General features: G+C 64.6%; 8 protein-coding genes, 1 tRNA gene and 1 pseudogene. All 10 read right to left on the reverse strand.

The window, feature by feature from the left end; all coding sequences use genetic code 11:
• Positions 1-42: 42 nt before the first annotated feature.
• Positions 43-729, reverse strand: coding sequence for a YecA family protein (locus PW843_00005; protein ID MDE1144994.1), 687 nt, complete (start codon positions 727-729; stop codon positions 43-45).
• Positions 726-2,322: pseudogene (locus PW843_00010) on the reverse strand (IS66 family transposase). The gene PW843_00005 and the pseudogene PW843_00010 overlap by 4 nt, the downstream one beginning before the upstream one ends.
• A 61-nt stretch (positions 2,323-2,383) precedes the next feature.
• Positions 2,384-2,737 (reverse strand): IS66 family insertion sequence element accessory protein TnpB, encoded by a 354-nt coding sequence (gene tnpB, locus PW843_00015; protein ID MDE1144995.1) that lies wholly within the window; start codon positions 2,735-2,737, stop codon positions 2,384-2,386.
• Positions 2,734-3,072, reverse strand: coding sequence for a transposase (locus PW843_00020; GenBank protein MDE1144996.1), 339 nt, complete (start codon positions 3,070-3,072; stop codon positions 2,734-2,736). Before PW843_00020 ends, tnpB begins: the two co-directional genes overlap by 4 nt.
• A 331-nt stretch (positions 3,073-3,403) precedes the next feature.
• Positions 3,404-4,849, reverse strand: a complete 1,446-nt coding sequence (locus PW843_00025) for a hypothetical protein (protein MDE1144997.1) — start codon at positions 4,847-4,849, stop codon at positions 3,404-3,406.
• A gap of 291 nt (positions 4,850-5,140) precedes the next feature.
• Positions 5,141-5,209: transfer RNA gene (locus PW843_00030), tRNA-Glu, on the reverse strand.
• An 848-nt stretch (positions 5,210-6,057) separates the two neighbouring features.
• Positions 6,058-6,942, reverse strand: coding sequence for a hypothetical protein (locus PW843_00035; GenBank protein ID MDE1144998.1), 885 nt, complete (start codon positions 6,940-6,942; stop codon positions 6,058-6,060).
• Positions 6,918-7,442, reverse strand: a complete 525-nt coding sequence (locus tag PW843_00040) for a tetratricopeptide repeat protein (GenBank protein ID MDE1144999.1) — start codon at positions 7,440-7,442, stop codon at positions 6,918-6,920. Before PW843_00040 ends, PW843_00035 begins: the two co-directional genes overlap by 25 nt.
• A 63-nt stretch (positions 7,443-7,505) precedes the next feature.
• Positions 7,506-8,768 (reverse strand): hypothetical protein, encoded by a 1,263-nt coding sequence (locus PW843_00045; GenBank protein MDE1145000.1) that lies wholly within the window; start codon positions 8,766-8,768, stop codon positions 7,506-7,508.
• Entirely contained in the window at positions 8,671-20,118 is an 11,448-nt protein-coding gene (locus tag PW843_00050) for a hypothetical protein (GenBank protein ID MDE1145001.1), read from the reverse strand. Before PW843_00050 ends, PW843_00045 begins: the two co-directional genes overlap by 98 nt.
• Between the last annotated feature and the right edge of the window lie 1,918 nt (positions 20,119-22,036).

Genomic DNA, 22,036 nt, shown 5'->3' on the forward strand with positions numbered 1-22,036 from the left:
CGTAAGCGGTGCGTACGCCCCACCGGCATAGCGGTTGACGGTTCAGTTGGCGCCGCAGCAGCGCTTGTATTTCTTGCCTGATCCGCAGGGGCACGGGTCGTTGCGGCCGACCTTGGCCTGGCGGATCGGCTCCGCCTTCCGGGGGCCGCGTGCCGCTCTGATCTTGGCGATCTTGTGCAGGACGAGGATGGCGCGGGGGATTTGTCCGGCGGCCTCATTGAGGCGTTCGTCGATGTCCTCGGCGGGGACGAAGGCGCCGTCGTCGAGGTCGATGAAGCCGGCGAAGGGGGTGATGACCGCCTCCAGCCGTTCATCTCCGGCAAAGGCGGTCCAGCCCTCGGGCGCCAGAGCCATGGCCCGCCAGAAGCCGGAGACCCATTCCCGGACAGCCTGGTGGGTGGGCTTTTCTCCAGCGTCCAGGAAGGCCGGGCGGTAGTCGCAGACCCGCTCCGTTTCCAGCCGTTCAAGGCCGGCGTCGATCTCGCTCAGGAGGCTGTTGTAACGGGTCATCAGCGTGCCGAGCACCGCATTGAGGTCGGCGTCGTTGTCGAAGACCGGTTCCTCGTCGCCCCAGAGAGCGGCGATCCAGCGGCTGGGCGGGATCAGGTCGGGCGCCACCACGACGCCGGTCAGATAGCCTTCCAGCGCCAGCGGCGACAGCGCGTTCCCCGGCGCCGCCGGCGAGGTGAGGAGGCCCAGCCAGGCGGTGGATGAGGAGGTGATGGTCATGCAGCACACCTCGTCGCGATGGGCCCCGTCACGGTGGCCTGCGCCTTGGCCCAGGCCCACGGCGTGAGCTCTGCCAGCCGCGCGTTGGGCCAGCCGTCGACCAGCCGGGCCAGCACGTCGGCCAGGTAGGCCTCCGGGTTCACGCCCTGCAGCTTGCAGGTCTCGATGAGCGAGGCGATCACCGCCCAGTTCTCCGCCCCCCGGTCATGACCGGCGAAGAGCGCGTTCTTGCGATTGAGGACCAAGGGCCGGATGCTCCGTTCCACCGTGTTGGAATCGATCTCTATCCGCCCGTCGTCAAGGAAGCGGACGAGGCCGGTCCACTGGTTGAGCGCGTAGCGGATGGCCTCAGCCGTGGTCGATTTGGCGGAGACGCGTCCCAGTTGCCGCTCCAGCCATTGCTTGAACTCTTCGACCAGCGGCTGGCTCCGTGCCTGCCGGACGGATCGCCGTTCCGCCGCCGTGCGGCCCCGTATCTCCGCCTCAATGGCGTAGAGCCGGGCGATCCGTCGCAACGCCTCCTCGGCGATGGGTGCCGGTCCCGTCTTGGTGATGTCGACGAACTCCCGCCGCAGATGCGCCCAGCAATGCGCGAGCCCGATGCCGGTGCGGCCCGCTACCGTCTTGTAGACGGTATAGCCGTCGGTCTGGATGACGCCGGCGAACCCGTCGAGCACGGCGGCGGCATGCTTGGCACCCCGGCCAGGCGCGTAGTGATAGACCACCGCCGGCGGATCACTTCCCCGCCAAGGCCGGTCATCCCGCGCCAGCAGCCCAGAAGTAGCCGCTCTTGGTCCTGCCCCGGCCCGGGTCGAGCACCGGCGCCCTGGTCTCATCGACGAACAGCTTGGCGGAGTTCAACAGGTTGGCACGCATCGCCCGCCAGACCGGCGTCAATTCAGCGGCGGCATAGCCCACCCAGAAGGCCAAGGTCGAGCGGTCGATCTTTATCCCCTGCCGGGCGAAGCCCTGGGCCTGCCGGTAGAGGGGAACGTGATCGGCGTATTTGGTGACCAGCACATTCGCCACCAGCCGCTCGGTCGGCAAGCCTCCTTCGATCAGGCGGGCCGGTGCCGGGGCTTGGACCACCGCGCCCGAACAGGCGCGGCAGCCATAGCGGGGACGGCGGGTCACGATCACCTGGTAGCGGGCTGGCACCACGTCCAACCGCTCCGACCGGTCCTCGCCGATCACATGCATGGCGCCCCGGCAGCAGGGACAGGCCGTGTTCTCCGGCGCCACCACCACCTCGACGCGTGGCAGGTGCGGCGGCAGCGATCCCCGTGCCTTGCGGCGCTCGCCGGTTCGCCGCCGCTTCAGCGCGGGATCATCCTTCTCCGCCACCGCCTCGGTCTCAGCCTGCGCCTGCTCAACGCCCTCCAGCGCCAGGTTGAGCTGGTCGGCATCGAGCCGCTCCGACCGCGGGCCGAACTGCATGCGCTGCAGTTGGCGGATGAGGTGGCGCAACCGGTCGTTCAGATCCTCGACCCGTCGGCGCTCCGTCCGCTCGGCCTCCAACGTCTCCGCCAGCGCCAGAACCTGGGCGCGCAAGGCCTCGACGTCGGCCGGAAGGGTGTCGGGATCAATCCGCATGGTAGCGGCATTTATAGCACGGAATCAGCCACTTGGGCCATAGCCCCCTGCGGCCCCGGCGCTATTGCGCGGCTTTCGGACGTCCCTGCCGCGGGACGTGCAACCGGCTCCAGTCCAGCCCGGCCAACAGCGCCTCCATCTGTGCGCCCGACAGCCGCATAACCCCGTCGGTGATCGGCGGCCAGCGGAAGGCGCCGGCCTCCAGGCGCTTCCACACCAACACCAACCCGGTGCCATCCCAGACCAGGAGCTTCAGTCTATCCGTGCGCTTGGAGCGAAACACGAAGACCGTCCCCGAGAACGGGTCCTGCGCCAGCACCTCCTGCACCAGCGCTGCCAGGCCGTCAGCACCGCGGCGGAAGTCCACCGGCCGCGTCGCCACCAGAACCCGGATGCCGGACGGGGGGATGATCATCCCAGCCGCTTCAGCGTGCGCAGCACCCGCGCCAGCAGGGCCGGATCGGTATCATCGCCTACTCGGATCACGGCGCCCGCATAGGCGATCTCGATACCCGGACCTGTCGCCGCCGCCATCCCTTCCGCGAGCACGGGTGCGAACGTGATGCCGACCGCCTTCTCCTCGCCGCGAAGTTCCCGGCGCCACGCATACAACTGGTTCCGATGCATCCCGTGACGCCGCGCCACGGCGCTCGCCACCGCGTCCGGCTCCCTACTCTCCGCCACGATCCGCGCCTTCTCTTCAGCACTCCACCGGCGCCGACGCTCAGGTCCGTCCAGCACCTCCGCCAAAAGCGACGTGGGCTCATTGATTGGCAAATTAATGGGCAAACGATCCAACCGGGCCTCCTTCAACAGGCCCGATCGTCGCACATCGTGGGATGCCGGACGACGTGGGGGCAAAACAGCGCTTACGGAGGACCAACGAAAACCTCGCGCCAGTTGATTTTTCCCTCGTTACCAAAGCGCCATGAGGAATGTGTGCGATGTCATTGCGTGCCAAGTCTCCCCCAGCAGCTTCGCCGCACGACACTGGCATGGTCCACGGGCAAGCTTTTCGACCTTGCCGGGCCGCGCCCCATCGCCCCTCAGCCGGTAGACGCCCAGCCCCATCCCGGCCAAGTTAGCCAAGCCCCATAATGAACAAGTGATCCAGCGCCACCGGCGCCTTGACCCGCTCGATCACCAGCTTGGCCTCGGACGGGGCCAGGTCGCGGCCGTAGCCCGCGCCGACGGTTTTGCCCTCGTGGCCGAACACCTTGTTGACGATTTCCTCGTGCAGATCGGCGCCGCGAAGCGCTTGCCGGAATGTATGCCGCAACGAGTATGTCACCAGTCCAGGGGCCTTGAGCTCCACGTTGGCCAGGTAGCGGTTGGACCATTTGCTCCAATCATCGGAGCCTTCCGGCCCCTTGACCATCCCCAGGCCTCGGCGCTGTTGGCTTTCCGCCCATTGACGCAAGCCCATCCGCCATAGGTCGGGCAAGACGGGCACCAGGCGCGGCCCGGCAGCCGTCTTGCTGGCGTGCCGGAAGTCGAAGCATGGGATGCCGCCGACATCGACGAACTCCGCCGGCAGGTCGGCGATTTCCTCAGTTCGGGCACCGGTGAGCAGCGCGATGGCGAAGAACCAGAACGGCTCGTCCCTGTATCCCAGGCGGCCGGGCTGGGAGCGCTTCTTCGGGTGGTAGTAGCCGGTGAACAGCGGGCTGTCGAACAGCTTGGTCAACTCCGCCGGGGTAAACGCCCGCCGCTTGTCGCGGCTCATGCGTTCGTCCCTGGTCTCGGCGCGGGGTTGGACGCCCTCCGCTGGATTGGCGGTCAGGTACCCGGCAGAGACCGTCCAGGCAAAATATCCCCTGAGGTGGCCGACCAGCTTGACGATGGTGTCTCGGGACATGGCATTCCGGCCCGCCCGGTTTATGGGGCGGTCGCGCAGGTGGTCGCAGAACGCCTTGACGTCACCCTTGGTGACATCGCCCAGCGTCTTGCCAGGAAACAACTCGCCGAACTCACGGAACGCCTGCTGATGGCTGGCCATGGTCCCGGCGGCAAGATCAGGCTTGTCGCGGTAGAAGGCATCCATGTGGGCATCCCAGGGTTCCTGGGGTGACGCTGGGGTTGGAAACGGTACCGCGAGTTGGGCTTGGCCGGCCGCGGCGGTCGCTAAGGTGATGATCTCGGCCCTGATCCCCTGCACCAAGTTCTTTTCGGCCTCAACCACCTGAGCCTTGTTGTTTATCCGCCCAATGAGGTCACCGACGCGTTCAAGCATGTCCTGTGCGGCCTGACCGTGTTCCAGGCCATCGACGGCGTCCTGAAGGCGGCGCCTGGCGTGGTTGAGTTGTTCGGCTCCAAGCTCTGTCCGGCCCACCTCCAACTCGCCCTGCTTCAGCGCCAGTCCCCATTGCGCATAGAGGCCTTTGCAGTGGGCATAGGCGCGCTGCCGCTCGGCTTCGGGCATTGCCTCAATCTGGTTGAACAGGCCTTCGCATTTTTCCGTGTCCATGGCCTGGAGGTCGCCGACCGTCAGGTCTTCGACCGGTTTCCCCAGCAGCGCTGCAACCATAGCCCGCCTGACCTCGCCCCAAAGGTAATGTGCCCCGACCAGCAGCTTAGCTGCGGTAGCCCGGGCTTGGCGAGGGTCGGCGGTACGCAAGGAGCGGACGTAGTGGGAGCGGCCCGTCAGGGCGGCGACGTCGGCGGGTTGGCGGACACGCAGATAGAGTCGCTGGCGACGTTGGATGATGTATGGAATGGCGGCCAAGATGGCGTCCCCGCGTGTGTCACAGACGTATGTCACGCGGATCCTGGATCGAGGCGTATTTCTTGAGCCAGATCAGCCACTTAGGCCGATATATGGCGTCCCCTACGGGATTCGAACCCGTGTCGCCGCCGTGAAAGGGCGGAATCATGCCTGATAGCGATCGAAGAAACGGCGGATTTCCTGGATTTTGTTGTCGTTCTACGGCAGCGAATGTCGGTTCAAGACGTGGCGTGGTGTCCCGCATTTGTCCCGCACGGAAGGCCATCTGGGGGGGCGGGCGCAGACTTCTTATGCGTGCCAGAGCGAGCGCAGAGCGTCCTGACGGACCTGCTAAACGCGACTCGGAGATATCGGCAATATTCTCAGCTGTAAGGTCGCCCCGGGGTTTCCCTGAGAGCAGGATAGGCTCTTGGGCCATACGGACATCCGCCCGCGAACGCGCATTCGCGGGCATTTACATCTCATGCGAAGAAAAAGAATTACTCGTTAAAATTGCATGCGAACCGCCGTTCCATTGCCGATTTCCGCAGCCGCAATTTCCCTGTTACGGGGGGCGGAAGGATAAAGTTTCAGGAAAACGGCCAATGGCTACGTTCTTCGCAAAACCGGAAAAATACAACCAGTGGTAACTGGTCAAAATCAATGCACCGACCGCATTATTGTAAATCAGCATGATCAAAGACCCCATCGATTTCAGTAGAATCAAACGGATGTCGCGCCGATCGGCGTCCAAACTGCATGCCGATTAACAACCTTGATGCTGTGGATGCTGCGTCCCAGGTAGCCTGAATGCGCTTCCTTCACCATATGGAACGCAACAGAGCCCGCCAGATCATGTCTTGGGAGTGGTTGACAGATGCGTAGCCATTGCGATTTTCGGCGCCCTTGGGTAGGGCATGGTCATGCCGGATAGCATGATGGTTGGAGCGTCGGCGCCATCGGCGATGCTCCAACCGTGCGTCTGTTACGCTATGCTCTGGGGCACGATACCTTCATGCGACCTGCTTTGATCACAAATGCATGATGCGAGTGCGCAGTGTCAGTTCCAGTGAGGCACTGTCGAAGACGTTGTCCCAATCGCCTTCCGCGCGTGGGCGGAACAAGCGCATGGACGGGTACCAGGGGCAGTCCGTGCGGTCCAGCAGCCACAGCCAATGGGCAACATGGCCCAGCAGCACCCAGACCTCCTTGCCCATGGCGCCCGACAGGTGCGCCACGGAGCTGTCGGTCATGATGATCAGGTCCATCTGCTCGATCGCCGCCGCGGTGTCGGCGAAATCACCGAGATGCGGAGCCAGGTCGATGATGGGCCCCCCCTTGGGCAAGTCATGCAGCGACTTCTCCGGCGGCCCCTTCTGCAGGCTGTAGAGTTGGACGCCGGGCAGCGCGAAGGCCTGGAAGAAACGCAGCAGCGGCTGGGCCCGTTCCTCGTTGCGCTTGAAGGTGGTGCTGCCGGACCAGACGACACCCACCCGCAGGCGGCCGTCGCGGGGCCCCACCAATTGCGCGAACTTGGCCCGCCGGTCGGCCGGCGCCTTCAGGTAAGGTTGGGTCGGGATGCGGGCGAAGTCCGCCGTGAACAGGCCAGGCAGGCTGCACAGGTGGGCATGATAGTCGGCCTCGGGCAACGGCGCGCCCCAAGGGACCAACTGGTCGGCGATGCCCATTTCCGCCAGCAGGGGAATGATCTCCTTCTGGCATTCGACGATCAGCTCGCCACCCAGCGCCTTCACCCGCGACAGGTAGCGCGCCACCCACAGCGTGTCGCCGAACCCTTGCTCCGCCAGCAGCAGAAGCTTCTTACCGCCATAGGGACGACCATCCCACTTGGTGCTTTTCAGGCCCTCGCGCACCGGCACCTGGCCGCTGATCAGCCGGACCTCGTAATCTCCCACGCCGGCAGATAATTGCCGAAGTAGAGGTAGCTGCGTCCCCGGTCCCACCGGGCCTTGTGGAAGTCCGGATTCAATTCCAAGGCGCGGCTGAAGGACAGCACCGCCTCCCCATGATCGCCGGCCTCCGCCAGCGAGGTGCCCAGGTTGTGGTGCAGCAGCACATCCCTGGGCGCCAGTTCGATGGCCCGGCGGTGGGCGTTGACGGCACTTTTCAGGTACTTCAGCTTGGTCAGCGCGTTGCCCAGGTTGGTCCAGATACCCGACCCACGCGGATTGGCCGCCACCGCGTCGCGGTAGCACCACAGGGCATCCAGGTGCCGTCCCATCTGGGCGAACATGACGCCGCGCGCGTTCAGCAAATCGCCGTCATGGCCAAAACGGGCGATCCCATCGCGCAGCAACACCTCGGCTTCCGCATACTTGCCCGCATCGTGCAAGGTGGTCGCCTGACGCAGGGCCTCCTGGGCCGATGCGGCAGGCGCCTCAATATTGATGCTCACGCCAATAAATCTCCACTCCAGAATAATAATCTATCCCGCACTCGTCAGCACGGATTAGACTCTTTAGTGCCAGCTTGATGCCAAAGTACCGTAATAACTGGTTTCCGCAGTGCTCGTGTGCGTTGTCGTTTGCGGGTTGAACCCACTGTGAGTGCTGGTAAAGCTGGCCATGGCCTGGATCAATTCTCCAAAATTATCATAATTCAGGATTTCTTTTCCATCGCTCCCCTTAATGGCCACCGCATAAATAGCATTGTCAAACCAATCCTTGATTGTGACAGCCTGCGTAGTTCCTAGATTTTCCAAAATGAGATCGTCGCCAGACCGCTGTAACCACAAATGGTCCGAGGCGACAGGCAAGTCCAATTCACTTTGATCAGGGACATTTGTAGTGTTGAAAGCAAAATATCCTCCCCAAGCCCCAAGAGAAACCGTCTCGTTCATACCATTAATTGCCAAGGTCGATCCCGCGGCTGCGCTCAGAGTCACAATGTCATTGTCGCCGTTGATGGTCCCGGTGGTGCCGCCGGCCACTATGACCTGTTCGCCACTGACATTGATGGTACTACCTGTACCGGACAACAACACGTTACCGCCCGTTCCCGTAATGGTCGCGATGTCATTATTGCCGTAGATAGCGACACCACTGCCCGTCCCTGTGACAGTCGTCGTGTTGCCGTTACCGTAAATGGCAACAGTATCAGCATTGCCCGCATAGATGTGGTTGCTATCCCCTGTCACCGCCACATGGGCATTGTCGAGTACTGACACCGTGGTGCTGGACGCATACACATTGTTCAGTACGCCATTGGTGCCGTTGCTACCCAAAGTGATGGTGTCGTTGGCCACCGCCGATACCGTGTCACCGGCCCCGTTCAGAGACAATATGGCATACGACTGAGTCATCGAGATGGCGTCGCCGTTGCCGGTCAATGTCATGGTCGGGGAGAGCAAGGGGGCCCCCGACGTCCATGTCAGGCTGGAGTTAGCCGCGTTCACCACGTTGCCGGAGCCTGATATCGTGGCCGTGGCGCCATTCAAGTTCAAGGAATTGCCATTGCCGCCCAACACCGCCTGGGTTCCGCTGTTAAGGGAAACGGTATTGCTGTTTGCGTTTATGATATGGCCTGTCCCGCTGGCGATGGTGATGCTGTGGCCAGTGCCATCGACGTTCAGCACGTCTGCGGCCCCTGTCACGGTGACTAAGGCGTAATTGCCGCTAATGCTCTCAGTCAGGGAGGTGCCGGACACGGCAACCGTGACGGCGTTCGCTGCCGTCGCGGCCCCAGACATCACGGTGTTGCCCGTGCCGGTCACCGTCACCATGCCACTGGCGCCCAGCGAAACGGTATTGCCCGTGCCGTTCAGGGTGGTGGTGCTGGAGGCCGTCAGGGTGAGGGTACTGGTGGTGGCGTTGACGACGTTCGGACCGCCGCTGAGGGTCAATGTGTCGCTTGCCAGCGTGATGGTAGCGTAGGAACCCGACACCGTCTCGCTCAGGCCCGTGGTACCGATCAGCAAGGTGGCACCGACCAAGGGAATGGTACCCGAAGCGGCGGTTATAGTTCGCCGTCACCGTGTCGCCACCGCCCAGCAGGGTGGTGGCGGAACCGCCGGCCAAGGTCACCTTGTCGGTGGCGCCGCTGATGGACACGCCGCTGCCACTGCCCAGCACCGAAACGGTGCCGCTGCTGATGGTTACAGCCTGGCTGGTGCCGCTGACAGTCAGGGTGTCCGCCATGCTGGCCGACGACACGGTGACATTGCCGTGTTGGCCCTGGATGGTCTCCACCAGGCTGGAGCCATCAATGTACAATGAAGCATAGGTAAGCGTGGCCGTCTCGGTCGAACCCCACAAGGTGGCACGGGGGTTGACGCTGGCCGACGAACTGCCGATCAGGGTGAGATTGTCGCTCCTGCCGGTGACAAGGACATTGGCACTGTCCGTCAGCGTTAAGGTGTTGGTGTCCCACTCCACCGTCGCAGTGGCGGCACCAGTCATCGAGATGGTGTCGCCACCGCCCGTGACAGTCACATTGGTGCCGGAGATGGCCAGGGTGTCGCTGGCCGCCGTCACGCCAATGCTGGTGCCGGTAATGGATACCAGGCCCGCCTTGGCAGCCAGCGAGACGGTCTGGCCGCTGCCGCCGATGGTGCCTGTGGCGCCGGCCTGGACGTTGACCGTGTTGCCCGTGCCCAGCACCGTGGTGCCGCTGCCGCCCAGGGTGATGATGTCCCTGGTGCCGGTGACCGTGTTCGTCGTGCCGCTGATGATGGCGGTTTCGCCCGCCACCGTCAGGCTGGCCGCGGCGCCGCTGGCGGTCAGGTTGACCAAGGCCGAGGTGCCGGTCACCAGCACCGTGCCGCCGCTGCCGGCGACCGTGTCCTTGGTGCCGGTGATCGTGGCGACCCCGCTGGTCGCCAGCGTGACGGCGTTGCTGTCGTTGTTCACCGTGACGCTGTCGCCGCTGGACAGGCTGACGGTGTTCTGGCCGCCATTGATGGTGGCCGTGGTGCCGGCCGCCGCCAGGACCGTCTCACCGCTGCCGGTCAGCACTTGACCGGTCCCGCTCAGGCTGATGGTGGTGCCGGACAGGGTCGCGTTGATCGTATCGTTGCTGCCGCCCAGGGTTTCGACATAGTCGATGTCGCCGAGGGTCCCCGCCAGGACCAGCGTGCCCGCCGCCAGGGTGGAGATGTCGTTGTTGCCGGTCAGGGTGACGACCGTGCTCCCCTGGCTGCCGCTCACGCTGTTGCGGTCACCGTTGATGGTGAGGCCGGTGCCGGCATACAGATTGAACACGGCGGCCGTGGCCGTGGCCACGTTGCCGGTGCCGCTCATCCACAAGGAATCGCTGCTGCCGGTGACCGTCACGATGTTGTTGGCACCGTAAATGCCGGCAACGTCGCTGGAGCCTATGGTCACTTGGTTGCCGGAGCCGGTCAGGTCCACGACGGCGTTGGCGCTTTCCGTCAGCGTGCCATTGGACAAAGTCACGGCATTCGTCGTGCCCGTCTTGGTATTGCCGCCCACGGTCAGGCTGTCGCCGCTGGCTGCGGTGATGGTGTTGCCGGCGCCGATGAGGCTCATCGTCCCGGCCGTCCCCAAGGTCAGGGAATCCTGGTTGCCGGTGACGCTGTAATTGGCACCGGTCAGCACCAGGCTGTCGCCCGCCGTCGCCATGGTGACGGCGGCACCGCCCCCCGTGACGGTCTCGACCAGGCCGGCGGCACCGGCGATGGTGAGGGTGGCGCCGCTGACGACCGAAACGCTGTCGCCGGACCCCATCAGGGTGGCGACGGCACCGCTGGCGATGCTGACGGTATCGCCCGTGCCGTTCAGCGTGATGTTGGCGCCGGCCTTCAGGGTGACGGTGTCGGTGTTGCCGGTGATCACGTCGCCGGTGGCGCTGACCGTCAAGCTGTTGTTCGCGGCGACGGTGACAACGGCACCGCTGCCACCCAGGCTCGTAAGCAACCCCGTTCCGACCACGGATACGTTGCCGCCCGTGGTGATGACCCCGTCATCGCCGCCGGTTATCGTAACGGCCTCGCCGGCCGTCATGACCACGCTGTTCCAGCTACCGTTCACCACGGCACTGCCTGAGGCCAGCGTTACATGGTCGCCGACCCCGGTCAGGGTCTGGCCGGTACCGCTTAATACCAGGGTGTCACCGATCGCAATCGTCTTGATAATGCCGCCGCTGCCGGTGATGGTCGCCACCTCGCCGGCGGCGCCATTGAGGGTAACGTGCGATCCCGTGACCGTGATCAGGTCGTTGGTGCCCGTCACCGTGAAGACGCTGGCGGCCCCACCGGTCAGGGTGTTGGCGTCGCCGCTGGCCAGCAGCGTGCTGATGCCCGTCAGCACGTCGGCCAGGGTGCCGCCGGCGATCAATGCCGAGCCGAGGGTGGTAGTGGACAGGTTAGCCACCAGGTTGGCGGCGGTATAGGCGGCAGTCACGCTACCCGTACCCGCCTGCAGGGTGTTGCCCTGGCCGTTGGACGCGAGGGTGATGGCACCCGTGCTGCCCACCAGGGTATTCCGGGAACCGGTGGTGATCAGGGTGGTCGTCGCCGGTAGCGCGGTCTGGGTGGTCGATACGGGTGCGGCGGTGACGACATCGCCACTACCCGAGACGGTGGCTGCGGTAATGCCGATCAGCGTGTCGGACGCGCTGACGCCACCGAGGCCGACAATCAGGCTCTTGACGGTACCGGTGGCCAGGTTGACCGCCAGGTTACTGGCGGAATAGCTGGCCAGCCCCAACCCGCCGCTCGCTTCCAGCGTGCTGCCATTGGCGCGGCCCACCAGCGTAGCGTTGCCTTCCTCGACCACCAGGGTGGCGACAGCCGCCCCCGCCACCAGGGTGTCGTTGACGCCGTCGCTCTTCAGGATAGCGGACTGGACGTGACCGTCGATGGTGATCAGAGTATCAGGACCGATGATCACGTCGTTGGCGCCCTTGACCACGGCGGACTGAATCCCTGACAGAGCGCCTACCTCGCCGGTTTCCGTGAATGTGGAGGTGCCGGTGGCCAAGTTGATGACCATGCCGTCGGACTGGTAGCCGGCGAAGACCCCGATGCCGCCATCCGTCACCAGCGTGTTGGAACCGCCATTGGCCACCAGCGTGGTGGCGCCCACACCATGGCTGGACATCAGCGTGTCGTTATGGCCGGAAGCCTCAAGCGTATCCAGGCCCAGGTTGGCGACGATGACATCGTTGTCGCCTGTCACCAGCACGTTGTTGATACCCAGCAAAGTATCAACACCCAGGATGGTCTGCCCGTCAGCCGCGGTCAGCGTCGCGAGCTCCGGGTTCAGGGAGAGGTCCACATACTCGTTGTCCGAGTTATAAACCGCGAAGGCCGTGGCACCGCTGGCTCCGGCGCTGAGCGTGTTGCCCAATCCGCTGGATACCAAGGAGGTGGTGCCGGAACCCGCGATCAGTGTATTGCCGGCCCCCAAGGCGATCAGCGTGCTGACACCGGCACCGCCCGTAAGCGTGCCATTGTTGCCCGAACTCGACAGGACGGTGATGCCGACCAGCGTGTCGCTGGCACCGGTATTGCCGATCTGGACCTTGTTGGTGGCCAGGTTGGCGACCAGGCTGTCCTGGCTGTAGGCCGCCACGACCATCCCGGCGTTCACCGCCTCCAGCGTACTGCCATTGACATTGCCCAGGATGGTGCCACTGGCACCGCCCGTAATCTCCAGCGTGGAGGCGCCGCTGCCCGCGACCAGGGTCTCCACGTTGCGGCTGGACACCACCGTGCCACCATTGGCCGTGATGGTTCCGCCGCCACCGACACCCGTCACCGTGGCAGTGGCCTGGGATGCCACGACCATGCTGCCGCCTACGGCGAAGGCCACGTGTTCGCTCTGCCCGGTGACGGTGATCAGCCCCTGGCCCGAGACGACAGCGACGATGTTGCCGCTGCCACCAATGGTCGCGGTCGGAGCCGATGCGGTCAGCGAGATCGTCGCCCCGGTCGCGGTGATGGTGTCGTTGTGCCCACCCAGGCTGAGGGTGGTGATGCCCGTCAGCACATCGGCCGCGCTGGAGCCCGAGACCTTGGCCGTGCCGCTGCCGGCCCCCAGGCTGATGACCATGGTGTCACCGGCGTAGGAGGCCACCACAGCACCACCCGCGGCCTGCAGGGTGCTGCCCTGCCCCGTGGCCACCATGGTAGTCGTCCCGCCCGTGCTTTGCAGGGTGGCAGCGCCCGTACCCGCGATCAGCGTGTCGCCCGTGCCGCTGGCGATCAGCGTCGCCACGCCGCTGCCGGCCGTCACCGTGTCGCCGCTACCCGATACCGACACCACGCTCAGGCCGATCAGCGTGTCGGCCGTGCTGCTGCCGTTGACCTTGGCGGTGTTGGTCGCCAGGTTGACCGCCACGTTGGCCAGGCTGTAGGCCAGCACCACGGGGCCGGCGGCCCCCACGGCCTCCAGCGTGCTGCCGTTGGCGTTGCCCAGGATGCGGCCGTAGCCGGCGCCCGTGATCTCCAGCGTCGAGGCGCCCGTGCCCGCCGCCAGCGTCTCATTCGTCCGGCTGGAGACCAGGGTGGCACCGTTGGCGGTGGCGACACTGGTGACGTTGGCGCCGGTCAGGCTGGCCGAGCTGCCGGCCGTGAGGACCACGGCACCGCCGGCGGTGGTGTTCACCACGTCGGTGCGGCCGGTCAGGGTCAGCGTGCCCGTCGACACCGCCGTCTTGATGGTGGTGCCGGTGGCGGTCACCGCCTCGTTGCTGCCGGTCAGGATCAGCACGTCGCCCGTCGTCGGCACGACGGTGATGACGTCGTTGCTGCCGGCGATGGTGGCCGTCAGGCCGCCGGCCCCGGCCAGGGTGGCGGTGACGTTGCTGCTGGCGACCGTGTCGTTGTTGCCGGTCAGGATGGCGACGGCGCCCGCCGCCTGGGTGATGGTCGTGGTGCCGCCGCTGACCGTGGCCGAGGCATTGGCCTGCAGGGCCAGGGTGCCGCTGGTCATGGCCACCGAATGGCCGGTGCCGCTGAGGCTGAGCGTGTCGGACGCCGACGTCACCATGATGGTGTCGTTGCCGCCGTTGACGGTGCTGACCAAGGTGCCGGCGCCGGCGATACCCAGGGTCGCACCCGAAGCCGTGACCACGTCGCCCGAGCCGGCCAGCGTGGCGCTGGCGCCACTGGCGACCGTGATGGCATGGGTGGTGCCATACACCGTCGCGTCGCCCGAGGCGACGGTGACCCGGTCGCTGGTCCCATAAAAGATCTGCCCGGCGCCATTCAGGGTGACGGTGGAGCCGGTGTTGACGATGCTGGTGGTGTTGCCGCTGCCGCCGACGCTGAGCGTCTGCGGCCCCGCACCCACCATGATCAGGCCGGCGTTGCTGGCCGTGATAGCGTTGCCGCTCATGGTCATGGCCAGGGTGGCGCCGGCGTCCACCGTCACGGTGTTGCCGCTGCCGTCCAGGGTGGTGAGCCCACCGGTGACCTCCACCTGCCCGCCGTTCATGGTCAGCGTCTGGTTGGCACCGCTGATGGTGATGGTATCGCCGCTCGTGCTGACAATGCCGTGGCCGCCGCTGCCGGCGATGGTCTCATTCAGACCGGTGGTCGAAATCAGGATGGAGGCGCCGGTGGCGGCCGTGACGGTGTCGTTGCTGCCGTTCAACTGGGCCGAGGCGCCGGTCGCCAGCGTGACGACATGGCCGGTGCCGTTCAGCACGGCGCCGGCGCCGGCGCCCAAGGCCACCTGGTCCCCCGTGCCGGTCAGGGTGAGGCCACCGGAGGCGGCGACGGTCAGGACATGGCCGCTGGCCGTGACCTGCTGTCCCGCCCCGCTGAGGGTCAGGGTGTCGCGCGCCGTCGGCGTGCCGGTGGTGGCGATGGAAATGATGCCGCCGCCGCCGCCAATGCTCTCCGTCAGGCCCAGGGCACCGGCGATGACCACCGTGGCGCCGTTGACCGTGGCGGTGTCGCCGCCGCCGGTCAGGGTGGCGGTGCTGCCGCTGGCCAGGGTCAGCAGGTCGCCGGTGCCGGTGGCGGTCACCGTGGTGCCGCCGGCGCCGGTGATGATGTCGGCGTTGCCGTTGACGGTCGCGACCTCGGCGCTGCCGGGCGCCAAGGTGACGGACGTGGCGGCGCCGTTGACGGTGGCGGTGCCGCCCGCCAGCACCAGCGTGCCGCTGCCGATGTTGACCGACTGGCTGGCACCGCTGACGGTCACCGTGTCGGCGGCCGAGGTGACGGTGACGCTGTCATGATCGCCGGTGACGGACGCCGTCAGCGTGCCGGCGCCGGCCACGGTGATGCTGGCACTGGTGGCCGAGACCGCGTCACCCGTGCCGACCAGGGTGGCCGAGGTGCCCGCCGCCATCACCACCTGGTTGGTGGTGCCGGCCAGCGTGACATTGCCGCCCGTCAGGTCCAGCGTCCCGGTGCTCATGGTCAGCGACTGGTTGGCGCCGCTGAGGCTGATGGTATCGCCGGCCGACTGCGCGATGATGGTACTGGCGCTGCCGCCAATGGTCTCAGCCACGCCGCCGATCACCGTGAGGGTGGAGGACGTGGTGGTCACCACGTCGTTGGCGCCGTTGATGGTGACGACGGCGCCGCCGGTCATGGTCAGCACGTCGCCCGCCCCCACGATGGAGGCCCGCGCCGGGCCGGCGACCGCCAGGGTGTCACCCACCGCGTTGATGACATGGCCCGTGCCGGCCGTCACCGTCACACCGTCGGTGCTGTTGGAGCGCAGGGTCAGGGTGTCGGCGCTGCCGGCCAGGGTGGCCGCCAGCAGGCCCGTGGAGATCAGCGTGCCCGTGCCGGTGATGGTGTCGTTGCTGCCGCCCAGCGTCATGCCCACGCCGGACGCCGTCAGCGAGACGGCGGCGCTGGAGACCGTGGCGGTGGCGTTGATGCCGTTCATCAGCACGGTGTCGCCGGCGCCGGTGATGACGGCGCTGGAGTTGGCGTTGATGGTGATGGTGCTGTTGTTGGCCGTCACGGTCTCACCCGTGCCGGTCAGCAAGACGACGGAATTGTCGGCCAGGTTGATGGTGTCGTTGTTGCCGTTGATGGCGATCGCGGTGGTGTTGCCCACGCCGTTCTGGGTGGCGATGGTGCCGCCCGACATGATGATGGTGTCGCCCTGGCTGCCCGTGTACAGGCCGACAAGGCCGCCGGCCACCGTCAGGGTGTCGTTGCTGCCACCGACGTTCATGGTGTTGGCGGCACCGGCCGTCAGGGTGTCATGGTCACCGTAGAGGGCGTAGGCGGAGGTGTTGCCCACATTGGCCTGGGCGGTCAGCGTGCCGCCAGACAGGGTGATGGCGTCGCCTTGGTCGCCCGACAGTAGCGTCACGGCACCGCTGGGCATGGTGAGGGTGTCGTTGCTGCCTGCTAGGGTCAGCGTATCGGTGGTGGAGGCCACGGCAATGGTGTCGCCGGTGCCGGTGATGCTTTCCACCTGGCTGGCCGCCCCCGCCAGGGTCAGGCGCAGGCCGGTGGCCGACAGGCTGACGGCATTGCCGCTGCCGATCAGGGTGTCGCCCGTGCCGGCAAGGGTGACCTTGCCTCCCCCCATGGACAGGGTGTTGGCGGCACCCGACAGGGTCAGGGTGGTGGCGGTGGGCACCACGGTGATGACATCGCCGCCGCCGCCGATGGTTGCCCCCTGGCCGGTGCCACCATTGAGCAGCAGGCTGCCACTGATCAGCGTGGCCGTGTCCCCCGTCCCGGTGAGTGTCGCCTTGGATCCGTTGCCCAAGGTCACGGTGTTGGCGTTGCCAACGATGATGAAGCCGGCACTGCCGCCAGCAATGATCGTATCGTTGCTACCGGTCAACGTGTTGGCCGCGACATTGCCGACATCGTCGTCCGCCATCACCGTGCCGCCGGACAGGGTGATGGCGTTGGCCTGGTCGCCCGAAAGCAGGGTCAGCAGGCCATCGGCCATGACAACCACGTCCGAACTGCCCTCAAGCGTCAAGGTATCGGCCACGTCCCCCACCGTGACCGTGCCACCGCCGGTCACGGTCTCCAACTGGCCGGTGGGCCCAACGACCGTCAAGGCGGCGTCGGTCATCGTGATCGAATTGTCCACGCCGTTCACGGTGGCCGCGGCACCGCTGTTCAAATTAACGGAGCTGGCGTAGGTGTTGATCGTTGACCCGCCGCCTGTCACATCAAGCGTGCCGGAGCCGTTGACGATATTGATCGTGTGGCTGGTCCCGCCGACGGTAAGGACTTCCCCCCAAATGTACACGTCGTAGATGCCGCCGCTACCCTCGATGGTCGCCGAGCCGCCGAACAGCGCGCCCTCCAGGGTCACCTCGCTGTCACCCGCATCACCGGTGACATCGGCGTTGTCGCCGAGCACTAGTTGATCGCTTCCGCCGGCCATCGTGACCGTGTCGTTCGCCCCCCACGACGCCAGCGTGGTGATGCCTACCAGATGATCGACCGTACCAGCACCCGCCAGTTGAACGGTGCCTGCCACCAGGTCGAAAACCGTGCCGTCGGCGTCATATTCCGCCACGGCGGCACCGCCCGCCGCCCGCAGTGTGTTGCCCTGGCCGTTGCCGACCAGCGTGGCGTTGCCGCCCACGCTTTCCAGAAGGGCGCCGGAGCCCCCGGCAATCAGGGTATTGTCCGCGCCATTGGACAGGATGGGATCGCCGGCGGTGCCAGCCGTCACCACGTCGTTGCTGGCGTTCAGGTAGAGGGTGTCCGCCACAGACTGCACCACCACCCTGCTGCCGCTGCCGGTGATGGTCTCCACCGCCCCGGCGGCCGTGGCCACGGTCACGGACGCGTTGACGGCGTTCAGCGTGTTACCGCCGCCGATCAGGGTGACGGCGCCGCCGTTCACGCCCGTCAGGGTGTCGCCGCTAGCCGTGATGTACAAGGTGGCGCCCGCCGTGGCTAGGCTGATGGCGCTGCCGCTGCCGGCCAGGGTTTCCGTCGCCCCGGCGGCCGTGGCCACGGTCACGGACGCATTGACGGCGTTCAGGGTGTTGCCGCCGCCGATCAGGGTGACAGCGCCGCCGTTCACGCCCGTCAGGGTGTCGCCGCTAGCCGTGATGTACAAGGTGGCGCCCGTCGTGGCCAGGCTGATGGCGCTGCCGCTGCCGGCCAGGGTTTCCGTCGACCCCGTCGCCCCCAGGATGGCAAGGCCGGTTGCCCCACCGTTGAGCGTGATGGCCGTGCCACCGGCCATTGATATGACGTCGTTCTGCCCATTGACCGTGAAGGCAAGTCCGGCGACCAAGGCGCTGATGGTGTCGTTGCTGCCGTTGACGGTGACGCTACCGCCGGTCACAGCGATGGAGCCGTTGCTTTCGTTGACGACCACGCCCGCGCCGCTCACCGTCAAGGCCACGCCGGATTGCGCCGCCGTTATGGTGTCCCGGTCGCCGGACAAGGCTTCGCTCACGTTCGCCCTGGTGATGGTGACGGCCGTGTCCGACACACCCACGGTGTCATGATTGCCGTCGACCGTGTATGTCGTGGCAGCGTCGTTGGAGGTCAGGTTGTCCGCCAGCAGGTCGATGGTGACCTGCCCATTATCCGCCACCACCGTCTGGCGAAGTTCATTGCCGCCGGCATCATAGCTGGTGCTCAGGGTCGACCATGGCTGCTGGTTGGCGACATCGAACGTGGTCACGTCCTTCGATCCGTCCGCCCGCGTGCCGGTCTGTCCGGTCAGTTGGTCCGCCGTATTCCAAGTCTGGTCGACCACGGCGAAACCCGTGGCATTGTAGATCAGGACATCTTTGCTGCCGTCCGTATGGAACTGATAGTCCACCGTCATCGCGCCGGCGGCATCGTAGAAGAAGGATTCCACCAGCTGATTGTTGATGTCGCGGTAGGACACCTGGTCGCTGTTCTGATCGACCACGCTGAACACGGCGGTCAGCGCCGTGGCGCCGCTGCCCAATTTAATGGTGGACAGCTTGGCGGCGTCGCTGGCGAACCAGCCCTGCACCGTCACCTGGGTAGTGCCATCGGTGCTGTTGATCACCAAATCGTTGCCGTTGTGGGCATAGCTCAACTGGTGGATGGCGGCGCCATCGTTGATGTCCAACTCACCCGCCTGCGCCCCGCCCGCGACGCCGTTCACCACGATCAGGGCGCCCTGCGCGTTCAACTGATAGACGTCGGAACCGCCGTTGCCGATCATCTTGTCGGAGCCGCCGCCACCGATCAGCGTGTCACCGCCGCTGCTGCCGTCCAGCACGTCGTTGCCCACGCCGCCAGACAGGCTGGTGGTGCTGGGGATCACGAAGGTGTTGCCGGCCACGCCCACGCCGGACATGGACTGGTTGGCGGTGGGATCAGCCTGATAGGTCATCAGCGACCCGGAAATGGCCTGAAGCCCCGTGCTGGTCTGGGTCACCACGTCGTTCAGACGGGCGAAGCTGTCCGCGAACCAGCCCGAAACCGCGACCGAGGTGCCGGCCACACCGGTGCCGACCACCAGATCCTCACCCTGCCGGGTGAAGGTGGCCGTCATGCCGGCGGCGAGGTCCAACTCGCCTCGCGCCTCGTTGTCGGTGGAGATGCCGTTGTCGATGGTCACCTGGCCATCGGCGGCCTTGACCTTGTAGACATCGTCGCCGCCGCCACCGATCAGGATGGGCGTGGTGCTGGACACCTGCAGCGTGTCGTTCCAGGTGCCGCCCTGAACGCTGGTGCCGAAGCCGAGCGCCGCCGCCATGGACAGTTCGGACACCCAGCCAGCGGCATAGGTGGAGTCCGGATTGGCGGCGATCAGCGCGTTGATCACCTGCTGATTGGCGATATAGGTCTCGTAATCATGCGCGATGGCGATGTTGCTGGTCAGCGTCGTGATCGAAGGCGCATCCGACGACCGCAACGTGGCATCGATGGCGCGAAGGACGTAGACGTCAGCGCCGCTGAACTGGATGACGCTCAGCTGGTGCATGACGGCGTAACTGGTCGCCGCCGTGACGTCGCTGGAGGTTGCGGTGGTTTGGGCGTCCTGATACTGCCCCCCCACCAAATCGAAGGACAGGACATTGCTGACCGTTCCGCCGGCATCCTGCAGGACCGCGTTTAGCGCGCTGGTGGCCGCGACACCAACCTGCCGGACATAGTCCTGGACGTCGTCGCCATTATACGTCTGGTATTTTTCCCCATCAAACCAGACCGGCAAATCGGTCATCAACGGGTGGACGGATATTTCGCCGCCGCCCCACCATGAATCGATTGAACCACCGGAAGACAGCCCGGGTTCATAGTAATTGCCTGGCGCCCACGACGTGGTGGGAATCATCACCAATGATGATATGTCATTGACGAGTTCAAAATTCTCGTCGGTGAACATATTTCCGGTAAGGGTGGAAGTATCGGAACCATCGTACTGAATTGTCGTGTAATCCGCCCACCCCACATATGAGAAAAAGCTGGAAGGAGAGGTATCACCATCGGATGAAACCGACGTGCCACTTCCGATTTCCGAAGAAAAATCATCGCCGAGGTCATTGCTGAGATTGACGAGCCCGCCCCCGTCGACGTCGGCGGCGTAGGGGGAATCAGCGACCCCGGCGATATCCCCGATCTCACTGGCGATATTGAAATCCAGCGCCCCGCTTCCGCTGATGGCATCCGCCACGGCCTGGTCCAGCCAGCCGAAGCCGGCCTGATCAGATACCGTCGCGAACGGGGAATCGCTCCCGGCGGCGGCCGTGCCCAGCGCGGAATTCAGCAGCTTGGCGGCGTCCACCAATGGCGCGTTAGTGTTATTCAGCAGACCAGAGGAGGAATATTTCCCGACATCGGCACTGATGGATGATATTAAATCTGCACTAGCATCTCCGCTTTGGCCGTTAGCCACAGAAACTTTAAGGGAATCTAAATTACCATCCTGATCATACCCATATGTTATGCTCTTAAGGCCATCAGTATTATCCACCTCCAGCGCTCTAGAGCCGTCGATATTTATTTCTTCTTTACTTAATTGAGCGCCAGTTTGCGCATCTAACTGAACAATGGAGCCACCCAATGGCCCTGACACCGCCTGAACCGCTGTCGCCCCCGCGTTGCCGTCTGCACCGCCTAAAACTGCGGAAATAGTGGTGATTGCCCCGTCTCCGCCCCCAGAAGACGCTGTACTCACCGTAGCGCTGCTGCTAACGACACCCGTAGCACTGTCACTGACCACGGTAACGGTCGCACTACTTGATTGTCCAACTTCCCCTGCGCTCGCAGACGGAATTAAAACGTCGCCAATATCTGATAAAAAGCCACCAATCGCATCACCAACCGACGAAGCAGTATCCTCAATCCAACTTACGGCAGCATCTGCGCCATGCTCAACATCATAGACAATCTTTTCCCAAGTACTCATCTTAGTAGCAGTAATGGTGATAGTCTGGATACCATCATCCACTTCTAGGGAAGTAGTCCCAGAAGAATCTGTCGCGGTCGATACGGTTTTACCGTTCAGATTCCCTGTAACACTCTGCCCGCTCTGAAGAGCGTCAGCCACCGTGCTAGAGGCAATAGGTGTTGCAGCCTGGGCTCGAGCATAAGCATCAGCATCAGCCAAACGCTGCTGCCATCTGGAGAAACTTTCAGTACCTGTCGTAAATTGCTTCTGAGTAGAAAGATAGTTGTTCTCAAAATTTGACTGAGAGACAGTTGACGCAGTTCTCAGCCACGCATCCGTTGCCGAAAGCCCTCCAGTTCTATTTCCCCACTCAGCCAACTCACCAATGAATTCGAGATTTGGAGAAGTAAGACTTAATTCACCTGGGCCATTAGGACTCGCAGTAGCAGCTGCTATCGCCCCATCAACCATTGCAAATACTTCCTGACCTGCAATCTGGTCTCGTGCATCGACTAAAGCACTGCCGGCCTGAAGCGCTTGGTTAATTTGAGGAATAAGATTGCCATAAGTAGAGTTTACAAATGTATCTTGAGTGACACCTTTTATTGATGCGTTCTTTACGATCCATGAAATCTCATCACTCGTAAGCCCAGTCGTTGAGGCCGTACTGCTTAAGATATTTTGGAAAGCCGCCTTAGCTTTCGAATTATTGGCAACATCATTCTGCAATGATCCAAACGATAATCCAGAA

The sequence above is a fragment of the Azospirillaceae bacterium genome (assembly GCA_028283825.1).
Classification (GTDB): domain Bacteria; phylum Pseudomonadota; class Alphaproteobacteria; order Azospirillales; family Azospirillaceae; genus Nitrospirillum.